The 14,792-nt window shown below is 57.5% G+C and carries 12 protein-coding genes and 2 pseudogenes; 9 read left to right on the top strand and 5 right to left on the bottom strand.

The features are described 5' to 3' along the window. Genes P6U27_RS29840 through P6U27_RS29830 form a run of 3 tightly spaced genes read left to right on the top strand, consistent with a single transcriptional unit; the run spans position 1 to position 3,493 of the window. On the top strand, positions 1 to 870 hold the full coding sequence (locus P6U27_RS29840; protein ID WP_407193000.1) for an EamA family transporter: 870 nt from the start codon (positions 1 to 3) through the stop codon (positions 868 to 870). Next, entirely contained in the window at positions 867 to 2,153 is a 1,287-nt protein-coding gene (locus tag P6U27_RS29835; protein ID WP_122405147.1) for an ATP-grasp domain-containing protein, read from the top strand. The genes P6U27_RS29840 and P6U27_RS29835 overlap by 4 nt, the downstream gene beginning before the upstream one ends. Beyond that, the gene (locus tag P6U27_RS29830; protein ID WP_407192999.1) at positions 2,153 to 3,493 is read left to right on the top strand and encodes a glutamine synthetase family protein; all 1,341 of its coding nucleotides are present in this window, start codon (positions 2,153 to 2,155) and stop codon (positions 3,491 to 3,493) included. Before P6U27_RS29835 ends, P6U27_RS29830 begins: the two co-directional genes overlap by 1 nt. Before the next feature lie 710 nt (positions 3,494 to 4,203). Here the strand turns inward: P6U27_RS29830 and P6U27_RS29825 are convergent. Next, positions 4,204 to 5,076, bottom strand: a complete 873-nt coding sequence (locus P6U27_RS29825) for a S1/P1 nuclease (protein ID WP_407192998.1) — start codon at positions 5,074 to 5,076, stop codon at positions 4,204 to 4,206. A 1,129-nt stretch (positions 5,077 to 6,205) separates the two neighbouring features. Between P6U27_RS29825 and P6U27_RS29820 the strand changes: the two genes are divergently transcribed. Continuing rightward, positions 6,206 to 6,829 carry a hypothetical protein gene (locus P6U27_RS29820; RefSeq protein WP_407121564.1) on the top strand — a complete coding sequence of 208 codons (624 nt, stop codon included), beginning with the start codon at positions 6,206 to 6,208 and terminating at the stop codon, positions 6,827 to 6,829. Positions 6,830 to 6,923: 94 nt separating this feature from the next. Here P6U27_RS29820 and P6U27_RS29815 read toward each other — a convergent pair whose 3' ends face one another. From P6U27_RS29815 to P6U27_RS29800, 4 genes are all read right to left on the bottom strand, one after another. Continuing rightward, positions 6,924 to 7,520, bottom strand: a complete 597-nt coding sequence (locus P6U27_RS29815) for an anthranilate synthase component II (RefSeq protein ID WP_407121565.1) — start codon at positions 7,518 to 7,520, stop codon at positions 6,924 to 6,926. Continuing rightward, positions 7,517 to 8,926 carry an aminodeoxychorismate synthase component I gene (gene pabB, locus P6U27_RS29810; RefSeq protein WP_407121566.1) on the bottom strand — a complete coding sequence of 470 codons (1,410 nt, stop codon included), beginning with the start codon at positions 8,924 to 8,926 and terminating at the stop codon, positions 7,517 to 7,519. Before pabB ends, P6U27_RS29815 begins: the two co-directional genes overlap by 4 nt. 170 nt (positions 8,927 to 9,096) lie before the next feature. Then, entirely contained in the window at positions 9,097 to 9,381 is a 285-nt protein-coding gene (locus P6U27_RS29805) for a Dabb family protein (protein ID WP_209294483.1), read from the bottom strand. Between the two features lie 136 nt (positions 9,382 to 9,517). After that, a complete protein-coding gene (locus tag P6U27_RS29800; RefSeq protein ID WP_407192997.1) occupies positions 9,518 to 10,153 on the bottom strand; it encodes a GntR family transcriptional regulator in 636 nt (211 codons plus the stop codon). Between the two features lie 113 nt (positions 10,154 to 10,266). Between P6U27_RS29800 and bioB the strand changes: the two are divergent. The 5 genes and pseudogenes from bioB (at position 10,267) to P6U27_RS29775 (ending at position 14,785) form a co-directional block, all read left to right on the top strand. Continuing rightward, positions 10,267 to 11,317: pseudogene (gene bioB, locus P6U27_RS29795) on the top strand (biotin synthase BioB). Then, the gene (gene panD, locus P6U27_RS29790) at positions 11,308 to 11,661 is read left to right on the top strand and encodes an aspartate 1-decarboxylase (protein WP_122405139.1); all 354 of its coding nucleotides are present in this window, start codon (positions 11,308 to 11,310) and stop codon (positions 11,659 to 11,661) included. Before bioB ends, panD begins: the two are co-directional and overlap by 10 nt. Positions 11,662 to 11,737: 76 nt before the next feature. After that, a pseudogene (locus tag P6U27_RS29785) lies at positions 11,738 to 12,888 on the top strand (8-amino-7-oxononanoate synthase). Next, positions 12,888 to 13,523, top strand: coding sequence for a dethiobiotin synthase (gene bioD, locus P6U27_RS29780; RefSeq protein WP_407123186.1), 636 nt, complete (start codon positions 12,888 to 12,890; stop codon positions 13,521 to 13,523). Before P6U27_RS29785 ends, bioD begins: the two are co-directional and overlap by 1 nt. Beyond that, positions 13,520 to 14,785, top strand: a complete 1,266-nt coding sequence (locus P6U27_RS29775) for an adenosylmethionine--8-amino-7-oxononanoate transaminase (RefSeq protein WP_407192996.1) — start codon at positions 13,520 to 13,522, stop codon at positions 14,783 to 14,785. The genes bioD and P6U27_RS29775 overlap by 4 nt, the downstream gene beginning before the upstream one ends. The last annotated feature ends 7 nt before the right edge of the window (positions 14,786 to 14,792 follow it).

Below are 14,792 nucleotides of genomic sequence, written 5' to 3'. Positions count from 1 at the left end.
GTGGCGCTTTATGTCGTCGTGAGCGCGGCAGGCGAGGTTTATGCGGCGTCGTATTTTCAGCAGGCGGATGTGTTCGTCGCGCTCCTGTTCTCCTTCGCTATGGTTTGTCTGACGTTCAATCTGCTGGCTCGCCACGAGAGAGGCAAGGCAACGGTGGCGAACTGGTCGCTGCTGGTCTTCGTCGCGCTTAATGCCGTGACAGCGATCAGCTGGATCGGCCTATTTATCGGACTGAAATACGCTGAACCTGCGATTGTCGTCGCCTTCATGGTGGCTCTGGGGCCAACCGCAACAGTGTGGTTAAACGCACTGATCAGGCGCCAGGGTGTCCCTCCAGCATCCGATATTGTCGTGAGCGGTACGATCGCAACTATCGGGAGTTACATGGTTTGGATCTCGGCCAGCGGCAACGCAGGCGTGGAGTGGGGGCCTCGATCGTCCTTTGGCATCGCCTTGGCCATCGTGGCCGGCCTATCGCTGGCCCTTACAAATATATTTGTCAAACTTCTGTTCGACCGTGGTTTTTCTGGCCGACAGGTCCTGGCGCATCGCTTTTATGGAACGATCCTCTTGCTGCTGGGACTGGTCGACCATTCATCTATCGTGCCCGAGATCTCGCAGCATTGGTTTGCGATCGCAACAATTGGGCTGTCGACGATCATTGTTCCTTTGCTTTTGATCCAGCAGGGCATTCGCCGCTTAGAGCCGTTCACCGTCAACATGGTCCTGTCCAGCGCCCCTGTCATCACCTTCCTATTCCAGTACTTCGATTCTCGCATCGTGCCTTCGTCACATACGTTCATTGGAAACGTTCTCATTACGGCTGTCGCTGTCGGCAACATCTACTTGCAGTATCGGAGATCCGCATGAAGCAACGGAATTGTGTAATCGTAGACGCATACTCTACCGGGCGATATCTACCGGAAGAATTCAAGCGCTATGGAATTGGAACGGTCCATGTGATGTCGGCTGCACAGATACCGCCCATATTCCAGTCGCATTTCAATGCGGATCTTTATGGTGAAGTCATTCGCCCCAACGAGCGGATGGGCTATGACGAAATCGTTGAATATCATCTTCAGTCTCTCCACGGGAGGGACTTGGAGTTCGTAATCGCGGGGTGCGAGACCGGAGTTGAGCTCGCCGATTCTCTGTCGGAGCGGCTTGGCTTACCATCAAATGGGACCGCGCTTTCCGCTGCTCGGCGTGACAAAGCGCGATTGTCTTGCGCGCTGAGCTCTGCAGGCGTGCGATCGATCAGACAGGTCGTGTCCGACAGTGCAGTAGAGATCGCGAGCTGGAAGCGTGAAGCGAAGTTCGATCAGATCGTGATCAAGCCTCTGAACAGTACGGGTACCGAAGACGTATTCTTTTGCTCGAAAGAAGAAGATATTCAGCGAGCTCTAAGCACAATTGTCGGGAAGACGAACCGTATCGGAGCGTTGAATCGTTTTGCCCTTGGACAAGAAAAAATAAACGGCCAGCAATACACCGTGAATGCCGTCTCGATCGACGGGCAAGCCTTCGTTACGGAGGCCTGGACCTATGACACGGTTCCGATTGATGGGGCATCATCGGTCTGCTCACTTGAGAGATTGTTGGACGGCAGCGAACCAATCGTTCAGGAACTGTCCGACTACTTGGTGCGTGCGTTGCAGGCACTACAGATCGTCGACGGACCGGCTCATGCTGAGATCATCGTCGATCATCGGGGACCGGTTCTGGTGGACTTCGGAGCGAGGCTTCAAGGGACCATGTCTGCAAGAGCACGAACGATGGCGTTGGGGCACAATCATATGACCCTGACGGCCTGGCGCTACGCAGATCCCAAGGGCTTTGGTGAATATATGAGGCGGCGCGGGCCGTACAAGCGGCAGGCCCCCGCACTTTGCGTCTCGCTGATCTCAGATATGGGCGGTGTCGTTGCCGGTTACCCGGGGCTCGAAGCAATCCGCAAGCTTCCGAGCTTCGCGGATGCCATCGCCTTCGTTCCAATTGGTCAAAAGCTGGTTCCCACGATCGACTTGGCGTCGACACCTGGCATCGTTTATCTCGTGAATAGCGATTTGACTCAGCTTGAGGATGATTATCGCAAGTTGCGAGCAATGCGGATGGACCAGGTGTTCGATTTAGTGACGCAGGATCGCGACTAATGCCAACTGCTGGTGCCAGGTTGACCGGAGCAAATCCAGCCCGCGCGGCGATGGTCGGCGTAAGCGACTTCGATGGCGTTTTGCGAGGAAAACACGTATTGGGTGAAGATCTCTCGGTTGGAGATAAAGTTATCAAGTTCTCTGAAGCGGTGCTGGCGTGGGATTGTTCGGATCGGGTTATTCCGGCCAGTTTCACGCAAAAGCCGCTATCAGCGTTCGGAGATGCTGACCTGCGTATTCTGTCAGGCACCGGCCGTTCAGTGTCTCTTGTCGGCGATCAGTATCTCTACCTCGCGGAGTTCACGGGCGCACATGAGAGCATCTGCCCGCGGGGTATTCTGCGGAAGGTGCTGAGAAGGGCTGCTGACCACGGATACGGCTGCACTGCCGGGTTCGAGTTTGAATTCATGCTGTTCAAGGAGAATGCAGACACGATCGGAGAAAAGCCGTTCGGCGAATGGGCTCCTTTAACGCGCGGCCCGTTCGGCTACTCGATTGCGCGCTCTGTCGCGCAACATGAGCTGTTCGACGAGATCTTGGCGCTTTGTGAGAAGGCTAGAACACCTCTCAGCGGATTGCACTTTGAAACGGGACCTGGCGTGGTCGAAGCATCGCTTCGTCATTGTGATGCGCTGGAAGCCGCTGATCGAGCAACCATATTCAAGTCGATGATAAAAGCCTGGGCGCAAAGGCGAGGCATGATGGCTACATTCATGGCCAAGGTTTCCGAGAAATGGCCCGGCCAGTCCGGCCATATTCATATCTCGATGTCCTCGGATAGTCAGAATGCGTTTTACGACGGTGATGCGTTCGGCAACGTCTCGAAACTTATGAGTCAATTCATCGCCGGACAGCTAGAATACATGAATGAGTTCTGTGTGCTCGCTGCGCCGAACTTCAACAGCTACAAGAGATTGGTGCCTGGCTGTTGGGCGCCAATCTGTCCAAGCTGGGGAGTTGACAACCGTTCCTGCGCGGTTCGTGCCATTCCGGGGGAGCCATCTGCCCATCGCTTGGAGTATCGGCTGCCTGGCGCAGACGCGAACCCATATCTCGCGCTGGCAGGTGCGATTGGTTCCGGAATATTGGGGGTCGAGACGGGTGCGGCGCTACCGTCTTCTATCGCAGGTGATGCAAGCGTGGAGATGTGTCGTCCGTCCGCGAGACTGCCTCAAAACCTATCAGAGGCAACATCTCGGTTTGCACAGTCTGCAGCAGCCAGTGATATCTTCGGAGAAAGGTTTGTTGAAACGTTTTCTTGCTCACGTTGTTGGGAGTGGGAAGCCGTTCAACATCGGGTCACTGACTTTGAACGTCGGAGATACTTCGAGATTATTTAGCTTGAGGTTTTCGACAGTTCTGAACCGTATTCCTTTGGCCGGTGCGACCGGGCTGTTGTGGCTGTCTGCGGATGTTGGACTTCATGAGAGCAGACGTGCGTTACTCGTTAAGTGAGGGCCGTTGGAGCGACGAGGAGGTCTGCTGTTACCTGCTCTGTGGCAGCAACCGCGTTTGCTCTGTTGCGATGCTAGGTAATCCTAGCAGCGAACAAGGCCGGTTCCATTCGTATCAATGAAGACGTGTGCGGCTTTCAGGAGGGAAGGCAAATGCATTTTGCTCAGAGGACGAGCCGAAGAGGCCCGTGATGCACGACAGTGTGGCCGAGCCGCGGAGCCTCGCAGGACGCGAGGCGCAGCATCCATTAGAGGACAGCGCGAGTAGACGGTAGGCTAGCCGCCTCCGACCACGACGAGGCTGGCGTGGATCGGCGCTGACCGGTGCGCGCTTCGCGCGGTGCTCTGAATTGCCAGCCAGAAGAGGTCCCAATCACCGTGGGTCGATTAAGTTCATGAGAGCGCGAGAAACGCTGCGCGGTGCGTTCGCGACCATACGACAAGGTTGCCTTCAAGCCGTCGACGTCATCGCCAGAACGGTCCCTGGCATATCGCGCGGGTGCGAGTGTACAAGGCAGCCAACACCGATCGTGTGAAATCGGTTTGGAGATCTGTGGGAGGGTTTTGCTGCGGCCGACCAAAATTTGACAGTTGATCTATGAACTGCCGAATGCATCCTCCAGAATAGCTTTAAGACGCGCGGCTCCTTTTATCAGCTCGCGATCGAGCTCCGCTTTGATAGCCACAGCATAATCGTTGCTGATCTCTACGGGGTGGCTCGAATCGTTGTGGTCCGGGATTCCTGCCGGCAGTAACTGATAGGCTCTTATACCCAAGGCGTGCGTGTCGTTGGCCCACGCGGCAACTCGTGCTTCATCATAGGGCGGGGCTTCGACTGTCGGCAGCGGATCGGCATCGAGCGAATCAGCATAACTCCCCCACGAATATGCCTGGAGATCGACCAGAGAGTCATCCCACATGCTGTGGAAGGTCGAAGCGCGTGTATATGACGTGCCGTCGGACCGCTTCGCGTGCAGGATGACATGAAGTCTGTTACCGCCTTGATCGCCATTGTGTTCGCTTGCGTGCAACGGCTGCTCCAGGTCCCCAGCCAGATGGATAACGAGCTTCAGCGCGCGCAACCTGTCTTCCTTAGAGCGCGAATTGTCTTTGAGGATCGCAATAGCCGCCGGAAGACCTTGGACGATGCAGGTTCCCTGATTGTTTTGATCCTTGCAGTCAAGGGCGACGTCATATGTCGGCCGTTCGATGTCGATGTCGACGAAATGCCAGCGATAGGTGTTCTTTCCTGCCGGCGTGAATTTATAGTCGTCCGCCCAGTTTGAGATGGCGGCCAGCGAAGTGTCACCGATCAGCTCCTTGAGCTTCGCCTGTGCAGCCGGGCTTAAGTGCCGCTGAGACAGTTCCGCAATGACAGAATGACCTAGCTGCCCCCAGGCAAGTGCGGAAGATGTGCTGCCTACAAAGGCGGCAGTGCAGATCGCGAATATGAGTCCGAGCCGTGTCACTAATTGCTCCCCGATATTGATGAAATGCTTCAGGTCATTTGAGGACAGAGTCAGGTGCTTGGGTTACGGCACGTCGACCGGGGGCATGGACGCCGTCGGGCGTGGCACGAAGGCATTCTGGTGCTGGCCGCGTGCCGCCAACATGATCGTTAGAGCCGCCAGGAGGATCAGGAGAACGCGCATGCAACAAGGATTACCCGAAACGATATATCGCAATTATGAAACGGCTCACATCCCGTGCCTTTGGAGGAGGAGCGGCTTTGTCGGGGCATCTATCGCATACAACGTATTGGCGAGCAAAAGGCTCACAAACCTTGATATTCGTTCGTTCTCGCCGGTAGCCGCCAAACAGCGGGATGATTGCGCTCAAAAAATGCATTTTCCCTTGAGGGCCGCAGGAATAGTGCGGCGGTTTCGAGTAGTAATCTAGTGATTGGCTATTCACCGCGAAGGCAGCCGCCCATCCGCTGCTTCCGGGCGCCGTGAAGGACGATCCATGCACAATCATGACATTGTGTCCGGCAGCCTGTTGGCGCTGACCGCCGCTGGCCTCGCGCTGCTTTGCTCTAGCCTGCTCGCATTTGCTTTCATTTAGATCTCGCGATCGGCCGTTGGCGCGCTAGGATCTCTGCGCGACCTGACGCAGCCGGGCAGCGGGCTGGTATGGTTTTCCACGTTTGGAGGCCCGGCGGTCGCGGATGATCTGCTCAGGCTTCCGCAGGGATCCGCTTCCGCAAAACGCTCTGTTTTCGCACGTAGTGCTGCCTTTCTGAATGGCCGACCTGATCTCCTGGCTCGGTTTCGTACAGTTGACCACTAAGTCCCCATCCATCGAAAGATATAGGTAGGCTTATGATAGCGCTCGCATCACGCGTTTTTGCGCGCATTGCGCAGCATTTCTGCGTCAGGTCAACTTCGGCACGGCAACTATCGATCGAACAATTAGGCACAGGAGCGCTGGAGGCTCACCTAGCAAATCCCCGACGCGCACCTTTCGGTGGCCTTAAGAGCAAGCAGGTATGAATGTGCTTCAAGGGTAAGCCCGTCTACCGGCCCTCACTATTTACCTCACCACCTGGAGCGCAATGCTTTTCTCGTAAAGACTCCGACCCGATCAAGTGGGACAAGATTGCTGAAAACGATGCCGCGGGTGTTGCGGCGTGCGGCAGCTCTTGACCATCTTCTGCTATCGCGGCAACGAGAACAACAGAAGCAGATCGAAATGATGAGAGGGGCTGTGATGGATCAATCCCAAACATCGGAGTTGCCGCCTGTCTTGCAGACACCCTCAAAAGGCTTTCGGTGGATCTTTGCTCTGGTAGCCGTATCGCTCGCTTTTTGCGCAGGAGGAGCCTATTTGTGGACGCATATCGAAGCGTTTGCGGAGGCGCCGCCGGCGCATGACGTCGAGCCTCCCACACTTAGCCTCTCAGCTGAGGATAGGGCCGTTCTTTTAGGGATCCAATCGGGGCAGCAGAAGACAGCCGATGAACTGGTCGAGCTCAATCGCAACGTCGATGCACAACAAGCCGATCTAAAGCGGATCTCGGATCAGATCGCAGCCCTGACCCAAAGAATCGAGGAGCTGCAGAATCCGGCGCCTGTTGCTTCTCCTTCTCCCGCCGCCTCTCCGCCACCCGTGCGCACCACATCCAAGCCGGCCAAGAGAGACGTCCGCCCGCCCAAACCGCAAGGTCCGGTTTCTGTGGGAGGCGCGCCGCTGACTGCGGAGCCGAGCACGAAACAGCGCTGATTGACACAAAATGCCTGCTATATGACGCTGCGCCTTCCAACGACGTAAGGACGCGGAAACCAACGGTCCACCATTTGACCGGCAGGCCCAGCTCTCATTCCTCCGCGTGGTTTCGGAAATCCTCTGCGAGTCGCAAGAAGTTCATAAGCAGGACGTGCCCCTGTGAGGTAAGGATCGACTCGGGATGGAATTGGACGCCATAGGTGGGATGATCGCGGTGCGCGAGGGCCATGATCTCGCCTTCCTCCGAGCGCGCTGTCACTGCCAGGTTCTGCCCGCATGAATGATCAAGCTCGACGATAAGAGAATGGTAGCGGCCGACGTCAAGCGGGGTGGGCAGCGCCTTGAATAACCCTCGGCCGTCATGCGCAACGTATGAGCGCCGACCATGCATGGGCCGATGCGCACGCGCCACGCGCCCTCCGAAAACGCTCGCGATACACTGATGTCCAAGGCAGATGCCGAGAATTGGTACGCGTCCTGAAAATTCGCGGACCGCTGCTGTCGATATTCCGGCCTCCCTTGGGGTGCAGGGGCCGGGCGATATGACCACCGCGCGCGGCTTGAGACCAACGAGCTCGCTGATGCTGATAGCGTCGTTCCGGATTACTTCCGTTGCTTCACTCAGCTTGCGGAAATAGCGTGCAATGTTGAACACGAAGGAATCGTAATTATCGATGATGGCAATCAAAATGCACCAGCTGGTTCAGAACCGAATGCAGCAAAGAGTCGTTCTGCCTTGGCGAGCGTTTCCTCGTATTCGGCCTCGGGATCGGACAGCACCGTTATACCGCCGCCGGCATGAAACACAGCCAGGTCGTCCTCAATCGTGACGGTGCGGATCGCAATATTTGTGTCCATGTGCCCGTTGAACCCGATGAAGCCAATCGCCCCGCAATAGACCTCTCGCGCTATGCGCTCGATTTCTGTAATAATTTCCATCGACCGCGGCTTTGGCGCTCCCGTAATCGAGCCGCCCGGAAAGCAAGCACGGAGCAGGCTAACGGCGTCTTCCTTTCCGGCAAGTTCCCCCGTAACGATCGACACGAGATGGTGCACCGAGGCGTAGGACTCGAGATTGCACAGGGCCGGAACCTCGACCGAATGTGCAGTGCAAACGCGTGACAGATCGTTTCGCAAAAGGTCGACAATCATCGTGTTCTCGGCATGATCCTTTTCGGAAGCGAGGAGAGCAGCCGCACGGCGGTAGTCTTCCTTCGAATCAGGCGAACGCGCGATCGTGCCCTTGATGGGTCGTGTCTCGACATGTCGCCCCTCAAGCTTCAGGAATCGTTCCGGCGAACTCGATGCAATGGTCAGCTTTCCCCATCGCAGCAGGGCCGCAAAAGGCGCTGGATTCAATGATCGCAGCTGACAGTAGAAGGCGAGCGGATCAAACGAGGTCGACAGGCGGGCACTGAAACGCTGCGCAATATTCGTTTGGAACACGTCACCAGCCAGGATGAAGTCGATCACGCGTTGTACCGCCGCAACGTAGCCTTCGCGGCTGAAGTTCGAGCGCCATGCGCCCGCTTTGCCGTCACAACCGTTCTGGGGCGCCGTTGGATGAGCAAGCAATGCTGCAAACTCGTCGGCTCGACGACGCGCGCGTTCGCTCCGTCTCACGCGATCCTGCTCAGGCCATCCGGTCGAGACGATCCAGCATTTGTTATCCCGGTGGTCGAAGCTGATGACCACGTCATAGAAATGCAGGACGGATTGGGGCAAACCCATTCCGGCAATTGCCGGCGCAGACAATCGCTCCACTGTCCTGTTCATGTCGTAGGCAAGGTAGCCTGCCGCTCCACCCTGGAACGGCGGGAGATCGGGATGATGCTCTTGCGGGTATTTCGCGAGTAGTGTGCGAAGGACCATCCATGGATCGCCCTGAAGAGTTAGTCCGTTCCAACTGCCTTGGCCGTTCGCGACCTTGTAGGTGCTGAAGGGGTCGCACGTTAGATATGAGTAGCGCCCAAGCAGGTCGTGCCTTGCTGCGCTATCGAGAAACGTGAGATGCGACCGATGCGCGAGACCTCGCATCGCTGTGACAGGTTCAATCCACTGCAATTCGCAAACGTACATCGGCTTATCGATCACCGGCGGCTGACGTCGTGAAAGTGCCGTTCCATCTGTTGCCCCACCCGATAAGAACGACTCTCGTCTGCGATGGGTCGAACATTGAGGCCGATTGCTAAGTGTATCCGGCGGTGGACTTGTGCTGCGGCAGCACCTTGCTCATGCTGCCGGCGAGGCGAAAGGGGCACCTATCATACATTGTAGTCGGCCGCGAACCGCAGCTCGCGGAGCGGTCGGACCCGTTTAATCGACTCCTCGTAGAGATCGTGCGCTTTGTACGCTGCGAGCTCCGCCTCGCTGTCGAATTCACCATAGACCACGATGTCGATATCGTTGCCGAGCTGATCGGTCTTTCGGTTGCGGGCAACCTCAAGCCGGCGCGCATGTGGTATCGTGGTGAGAAGCGAAAGACCTTCAATAATCTGGTCGATATGCGTCTCGTCCTTGGCGCTGAAGAAGACAATGTGACGAATCATGGCTGTCCGTGGAGATGTCGCTAGCGGGTGGCACAACTATCTGGGAATAGAGCCCCTTGCAATGAGGCTAGTCGCTTGCTGCATGTTCGTCGCTTGCGATCGTCTGCGATCCCCAATGGATCGTGGCCAGAATTGGTCAGGACGCCGGAAGGGCAAGCCGCTCAATGGTTTGAATGTGCCGCGTGAGCAGGTTACAGGCTTGATCGATGTTGCGCGTTCGCAAGGCTTGCAGAATCAGGCGGTGATCTTGATTTGAGCGCGGTCGCCAGCCCACCGATCGCGCCATCGCGAACACCAATCGAGAATTGGCAAGCTGCAGTCCGTCAAGGCTCGCGAGCAGACGCGGCATTCCGCACGGCGCGACCAAGGCTTGGTGAAAGGCGCGGTTGGCCATCTCAAACTCCTCGATCGTCTTTGCATTGTCCCCTTCGATCAAAGCGAGCTCGATCCGAGCCAAATGAGCTGTTGTGAGCCTAGGCCCCGAATGGCGCAATGCCACCACTTCCAGCGCGGCGCGCATTTCGGCGATCTCCTTCACTGACCGGGTATCGAGCGGGGCAACCCGAACACCGCGACGCGGCACAGCGACAACAAGATGTTGAGCCTGCAGCTGCCGAAAGGCCTCGCGCACCGGGACGTGGCTGGAATTGAATTCTCGTGCAACGTGATCCTGGCGGAGTGGCGCGCCTGGCTCTAGGACGCCGCTGATAATGCGCTCAGCGATCGAGTCCGCGATGCGCGCGACGGTCGTCATGTTGTCAGCAGCGATCATAGATTATCTACCGCAATAACCGGTGCATTTGCGAGGCAGCTCGATTAGCATCTCTTGGAGAGCGATGACTATAGATAATTCACGCGATTATCTACAATTGAGCGGGGTAGGTTATGGATGCTGCTGCGCAGATCCAACGGAAGGAAACAGGCGACGGGGCGCAGGTTCAAAATCATTGGAACCTCGAGGAGGCTAAGGCGCTCTACGACCTTCCTTTTGCCGACCTGATGCTTCAGGCGCAGCGCGCTCACCGCAAGCACTTCGATCCAAACCACGTCGAAACTGCTGCTTAGCATCAAGACCGGCGGCTGTCCGGAAGACTGCGGTTACTGCTCGCAAAGCGCGCATTACGAAACCCGCCTGAAAGCGACCCGTCTGATGCATTGCGCCGATGTGGTTGCGACCGCGCGGCGCGCGAAGGATGCGGGCGCCACGCGCTTCTGCATGGCCGCGGCCTGGCGCACTCCAAAAGATCGCGATCTCGATTCCGTCTGCGACATGGTCAATGCGGTCAAGGGACTCGGCATGGAAACGTGCGTCACGCTCGGCATGCTGATGCCGAAGCAGGCCGCACGTCTCGCCGAGGCCGGCCTTGACTTCTACAATCACAACGTCGACACATCCCCCGAGTTTTACAGCAAGATCATCACTACCCGCAGCCTGCAGGACCGCATCGATACGCTGGCGCATGTGCGCGATGCCGGCATCAAGATCTGCTGCGGCGGGATCATCGGCATGGGCGAGCAGGTCGAGGACCGCCTCGGTATGCTCGTGCTGCTCGCCAATCTCCCCCGCCATCCCGAAAGCGTGCCGATCAACCTATGGAACAAGACCGAGGGGGTGCCGGTGGAAGACACCGCGGAACCTCCCGACCCGATCGCGCTGGTCCGGCTGGTGGCGACCGCGCGGATCATGATGTCGCGGAGTGTGGTTCGGTTGTCCGCCGGGCGGCAATACATGACGGATGAATTGCAGGCGCTTTGCTTCTTGGCTGGCGCAAATTCGATCTTCATAGGCGACGTGCTCTTGACCACCAAAAACCCGAGAGTTGATCGCGATGCGGATCTGCTGGCCCGGCTCGGCATCACGTCCGGGCTCGCCGGAGGGAAGCAGTGCGCGCAATATGTTGCCCCTACATCCAGCCTAGGCGAGAAATGCAGATAACTTTGATGAAGGGCAAAATCCATCGCGCCTCAGTGACTGAAGCTGATCTGCACTATGAAGGCTCGATCTCGATAGATCGTACGCTCCTGGAGGCAGCAGGAATAGTGATCAACGAGCGCGTCGAAATCTACAATGTCGAAACTGGAACGCGCTTTGCCACCTACGTGATCGAGGCGCCGCCGAGGTCTGGCACGATAAGCCTGAACGGTGCGGCCGCCCGACTGGCGATGCCCGGAGACAAGATCATTATCGTTGCATATGCCTCATTCGACGCGGCCGAAGCAAAGATATTCAAGCCACGCATTGTGCGTGTGGACCGAGACAATCGCATCCTGGCAAGTTGAGCCTCAACGGCCATCCTTCCTTCTTCAGCGGCCAACGGATCTTTTACGTGACTTGATGCGATCTTGGGAGAGATGAATGCGGTCAATCCAAACAGCTAGACTTAGTCCCTACGTCGCAGCGCTGAAGGCCTTGAACGAAGATAAACGGCGGCGCGACTCAGGCCGCGCGTGGGGATCGATTTCGCATCCAACGACTATCTGGCGCTCGGGAGCGCCCCGCGCATCAAAGAGGCGATGGTCGCCGCGCTCGAGGCGGGCACTCCGGTTGGCGCCGGCGGGTCGCGGCTTCTGCGCGGCAATTGCGAGGAGCATGAACGGCTCGAAACGGAAGCGGCTCAGTTCTTTGGCGCGGAGGCGGCGCTTTTCTTTGGAGGCGGCTACATCGCAAATTTTGCCCTCCTGACAACGCTGCCGCAGCGCGGCGATCTGCTTGTTCTCGATTCCCTCGTGCACGCCAGTATTCACGAAGGGGCGCGAGCCGGCCGCGCAGAGTACCGAGTTCACGCGCACAATGATCCCCAGTCAGTCGAAGACGCAATTCGCGAGTGGCGAACCAATGGTGGAGCGGGCCGCATCTGGATTGTGGCCGAAAGTCTCTACAGCATGGATGGCGACTTCGCTCCACTCGAAGAGCTGGTGGCAATCGCCGATCGCCATGACGCGTTTCTGATCGTCGATGCGGCTCATGCCACAGGTGCTTACGGGCATCAGGGACGAGGGCTCACGGCTCCTTATGACAGGCGCGACAATCTCATCGTCGTTCATACCTGCGGCAAAGCGCTCGGTGCGGCGGGTGCACTTGTTACGGCCTCCGGCATCCTGCGCGATTTCATGGTCAACCGCTGCCGTCCATTTATTTTTACTACTGCCCCATCACCATTGATGGCCGTTGCCGTTCGAGAGGCACTCCTCATCTTACAGAAGGAGCCGGAGCGGCAGCAACGGCTGGCCAAGCTCGTTGCGTTCGCGCATCGGCAGATCACCTCCCTTGGTTTGCACACGCCGTCGACCTCTCAGATCGTGCCGTATATCGTCGGTGACAATGCTCATGCAATGCGAATTGCCTCTGCTCTGCAGGCGCGCGGCTTCGACATCCGCGGAATTCGGCCGCCAACCGTCCCAGCAGGCACCGCCCGTTTGCGAATTTCGTTGACGCTCAATGTTGGGGAAGCGGACGTGTGCGCAATGCTCGATGCGCTTGTTGAGGTGACGAGGGGGTCGTTTTGATCAATAATCGGATCGTCGTGACCGGTACGGACACCGGGGTCGGCAAAACGGTATTTTCCGCAGGACTCGCTGGCCTGCTCGGCGCGAATTACTGGAAACCGGTCCAGGCTGGACTCGAACAAGAGACCGATTCCGAGTGCGTCTGCCGCCTCGGCGGCCTCTCGTCCGATCGCATTGTCCCGGAGCTCTATCGACTTCGGACGCCCGCCTCGCCCCATTACGCCGCGGAGATTGACGGCGTTCGCATAGACACAGAGACACTTGGACTGCCGGACATGGGCGAGCGGCCACTCGTGATCGAGGGCGCCGGCGGGCTCATGGTGCCGTTGGCAGCGCGCACTCTTTACATCGACATCTTCGAACGCTGGCAGCTTCCCGTCGTGCTTTGCGCAAGGACGGGACTAGGCACAATCAACCACTCTCTGCTCTCCATAGAGGCTCTGCGGAAGCGTCAGATTCGAATCCTTGGAATTGCGTTCATTGGCGAAAGAAACGCAGAAACTGAAAGCGCGGTTTGCGAGATCGGGAGAGTGCGTTGGTTGGGACGGCTCCCGTGGCTTGATCCCCTCACGAACGATGGGCTGCAGGCCGCTTTCAAAGTCTCCTTTGTTGGCAGTGATTTCCTGAACCTATGAAGATGGCCAAGAGGTCGCCGATCTGGCACCCGTTCACGCAGCATGCTCTACAGCAGGACATGACGAAGGTGCTGCGGGGAGAGGGGGCTTATCTCTACACCAAAGATGGCCGACGCCTTATCGATGCAATCTCCGCCTGGTGGGTCGTGACCCACGGCCATTGCCATCCACGCATCGTGAACGCGATCCGAGAACAGGCAGGCAAGCTCAACCAGATCATCTTCGCTGGATACACTCACGAACCGGCTGAGCAAGTTGCGACGGAACTATTGAAGGTGACGTCCCCGGCGCTCGAACATGTGTTCTTCTCCGATAGCGGGTCAACCAGCGTCGAAGTCGCGCTGAAAATGGCGCTTGGCTACTGGTACAATACCGGAAAAGAGCGAACCCGAATTGTGGTGATGCAGCACTCGTACCATGGCGACACGATCGGGGCGATGTCGGTAGGTAGCCGAGGCGTGTTCAACGCGGCCTACGGGCCGCTGATGTTCGAGGTGACCTCGATTCCATTTCCGACAAGAGATCGTGAGCAAAGAACGCTTGATGCGCTTGAAACCGCTTGTCTAAACGAACGTCCCGCAGCCTTTATCGTGGAGCCGCTAATATTGGGTGCAGGCGGAATGCTGATGTATTCTCCCTCGGTCCTAAGAGATATGAAGCGGGTCTGCGAAGCCTTTGACGTCCTGTTCATTGCGGACGAGGTCATGACCGGCTGGGGCCGGACGGGTACATTGTTTGCGTGTGAGCAGGCCGATGTCGCGCCCGATATCGCCTGCTATTCGAAAGGCCTCACGGGCGGGGCGCTGCCGCTCGCCGTCACACTCTGTCGTGCCGATATTTTCGATGCGCATTATTCGGAAGATCGCACGCGTACTTTTTTTCATTCGAGCTCATACACGGCCAATCCAGTGGCCTGTGCCGCCGCCAAGGCAAATCTGGACCTATGGCAGGATCAGGAATATCGCCGGCGGCTGTCATCCTTGGCCAGGATGCAAGAACAGGCACTCGCGCCATTCCGCGCCGATTCACGTTTCGCAAACGTCCGACGCACAGGGACAGTCACAGCGCTTGAACTCAACACGAGCGATGCCGGGTATCTGGCGGACATCGGACCGAGGCTTTTGGCTTTCTTCCAAGCGCGTAATCTGCTGTTACGCCCACTCGGTAACACGATCTACGTGATGCCGCCTTACTGCGTTACGGCCGCCGACCTTGATGAAATCTATGCTGCCATCCGTGACGCTGCTGACTTGCTGATGTGACTGCATG

It is taken from the genome of Bradyrhizobium sp. STM 3566 (assembly GCF_045571445.1).
Lineage (GTDB): Bacteria > Pseudomonadota > Alphaproteobacteria > Rhizobiales > Xanthobacteraceae > Bradyrhizobium > Bradyrhizobium vignae.
The sequence above is the reverse complement of the archived record's forward strand: the minus strand, read 5'-3'. Positions and strand labels throughout refer to the sequence as shown.

Coding starts and splice junctions, on each gene's coding strand:
- P6U27_RS29835 (WP_122405147.1), top strand. CDS start 867: ATGAAGCAACGGAATTGTGTAATCGTAGACGCATACTCTACCGGGCGA.
- P6U27_RS29830 (WP_407192999.1), top strand. CDS start 2,153: ATGCCAACTGCTGGTGCCAGGTTGACCGGAGCAAATCCAGCCCGCGCG.
- P6U27_RS29805 (WP_209294483.1), bottom strand. CDS start 9,381: ATGATTCGTCACATTGTCTTCTTCAGCGCCAAGGACGAGACGCATATC.
- P6U27_RS29800 (WP_407192997.1), bottom strand. CDS start 10,153: ATGATCGCTGCTGACAACATGACGACCGTCGCGCGCATCGCGGACTCG.
- panD (WP_122405139.1), top strand. CDS start 11,308: ATGCAGATAACTTTGATGAAGGGCAAAATCCATCGCGCCTCAGTGACT.
- P6U27_RS29775 (WP_407192996.1), top strand. CDS start 13,520: ATGAAGATGGCCAAGAGGTCGCCGATCTGGCACCCGTTCACGCAGCAT.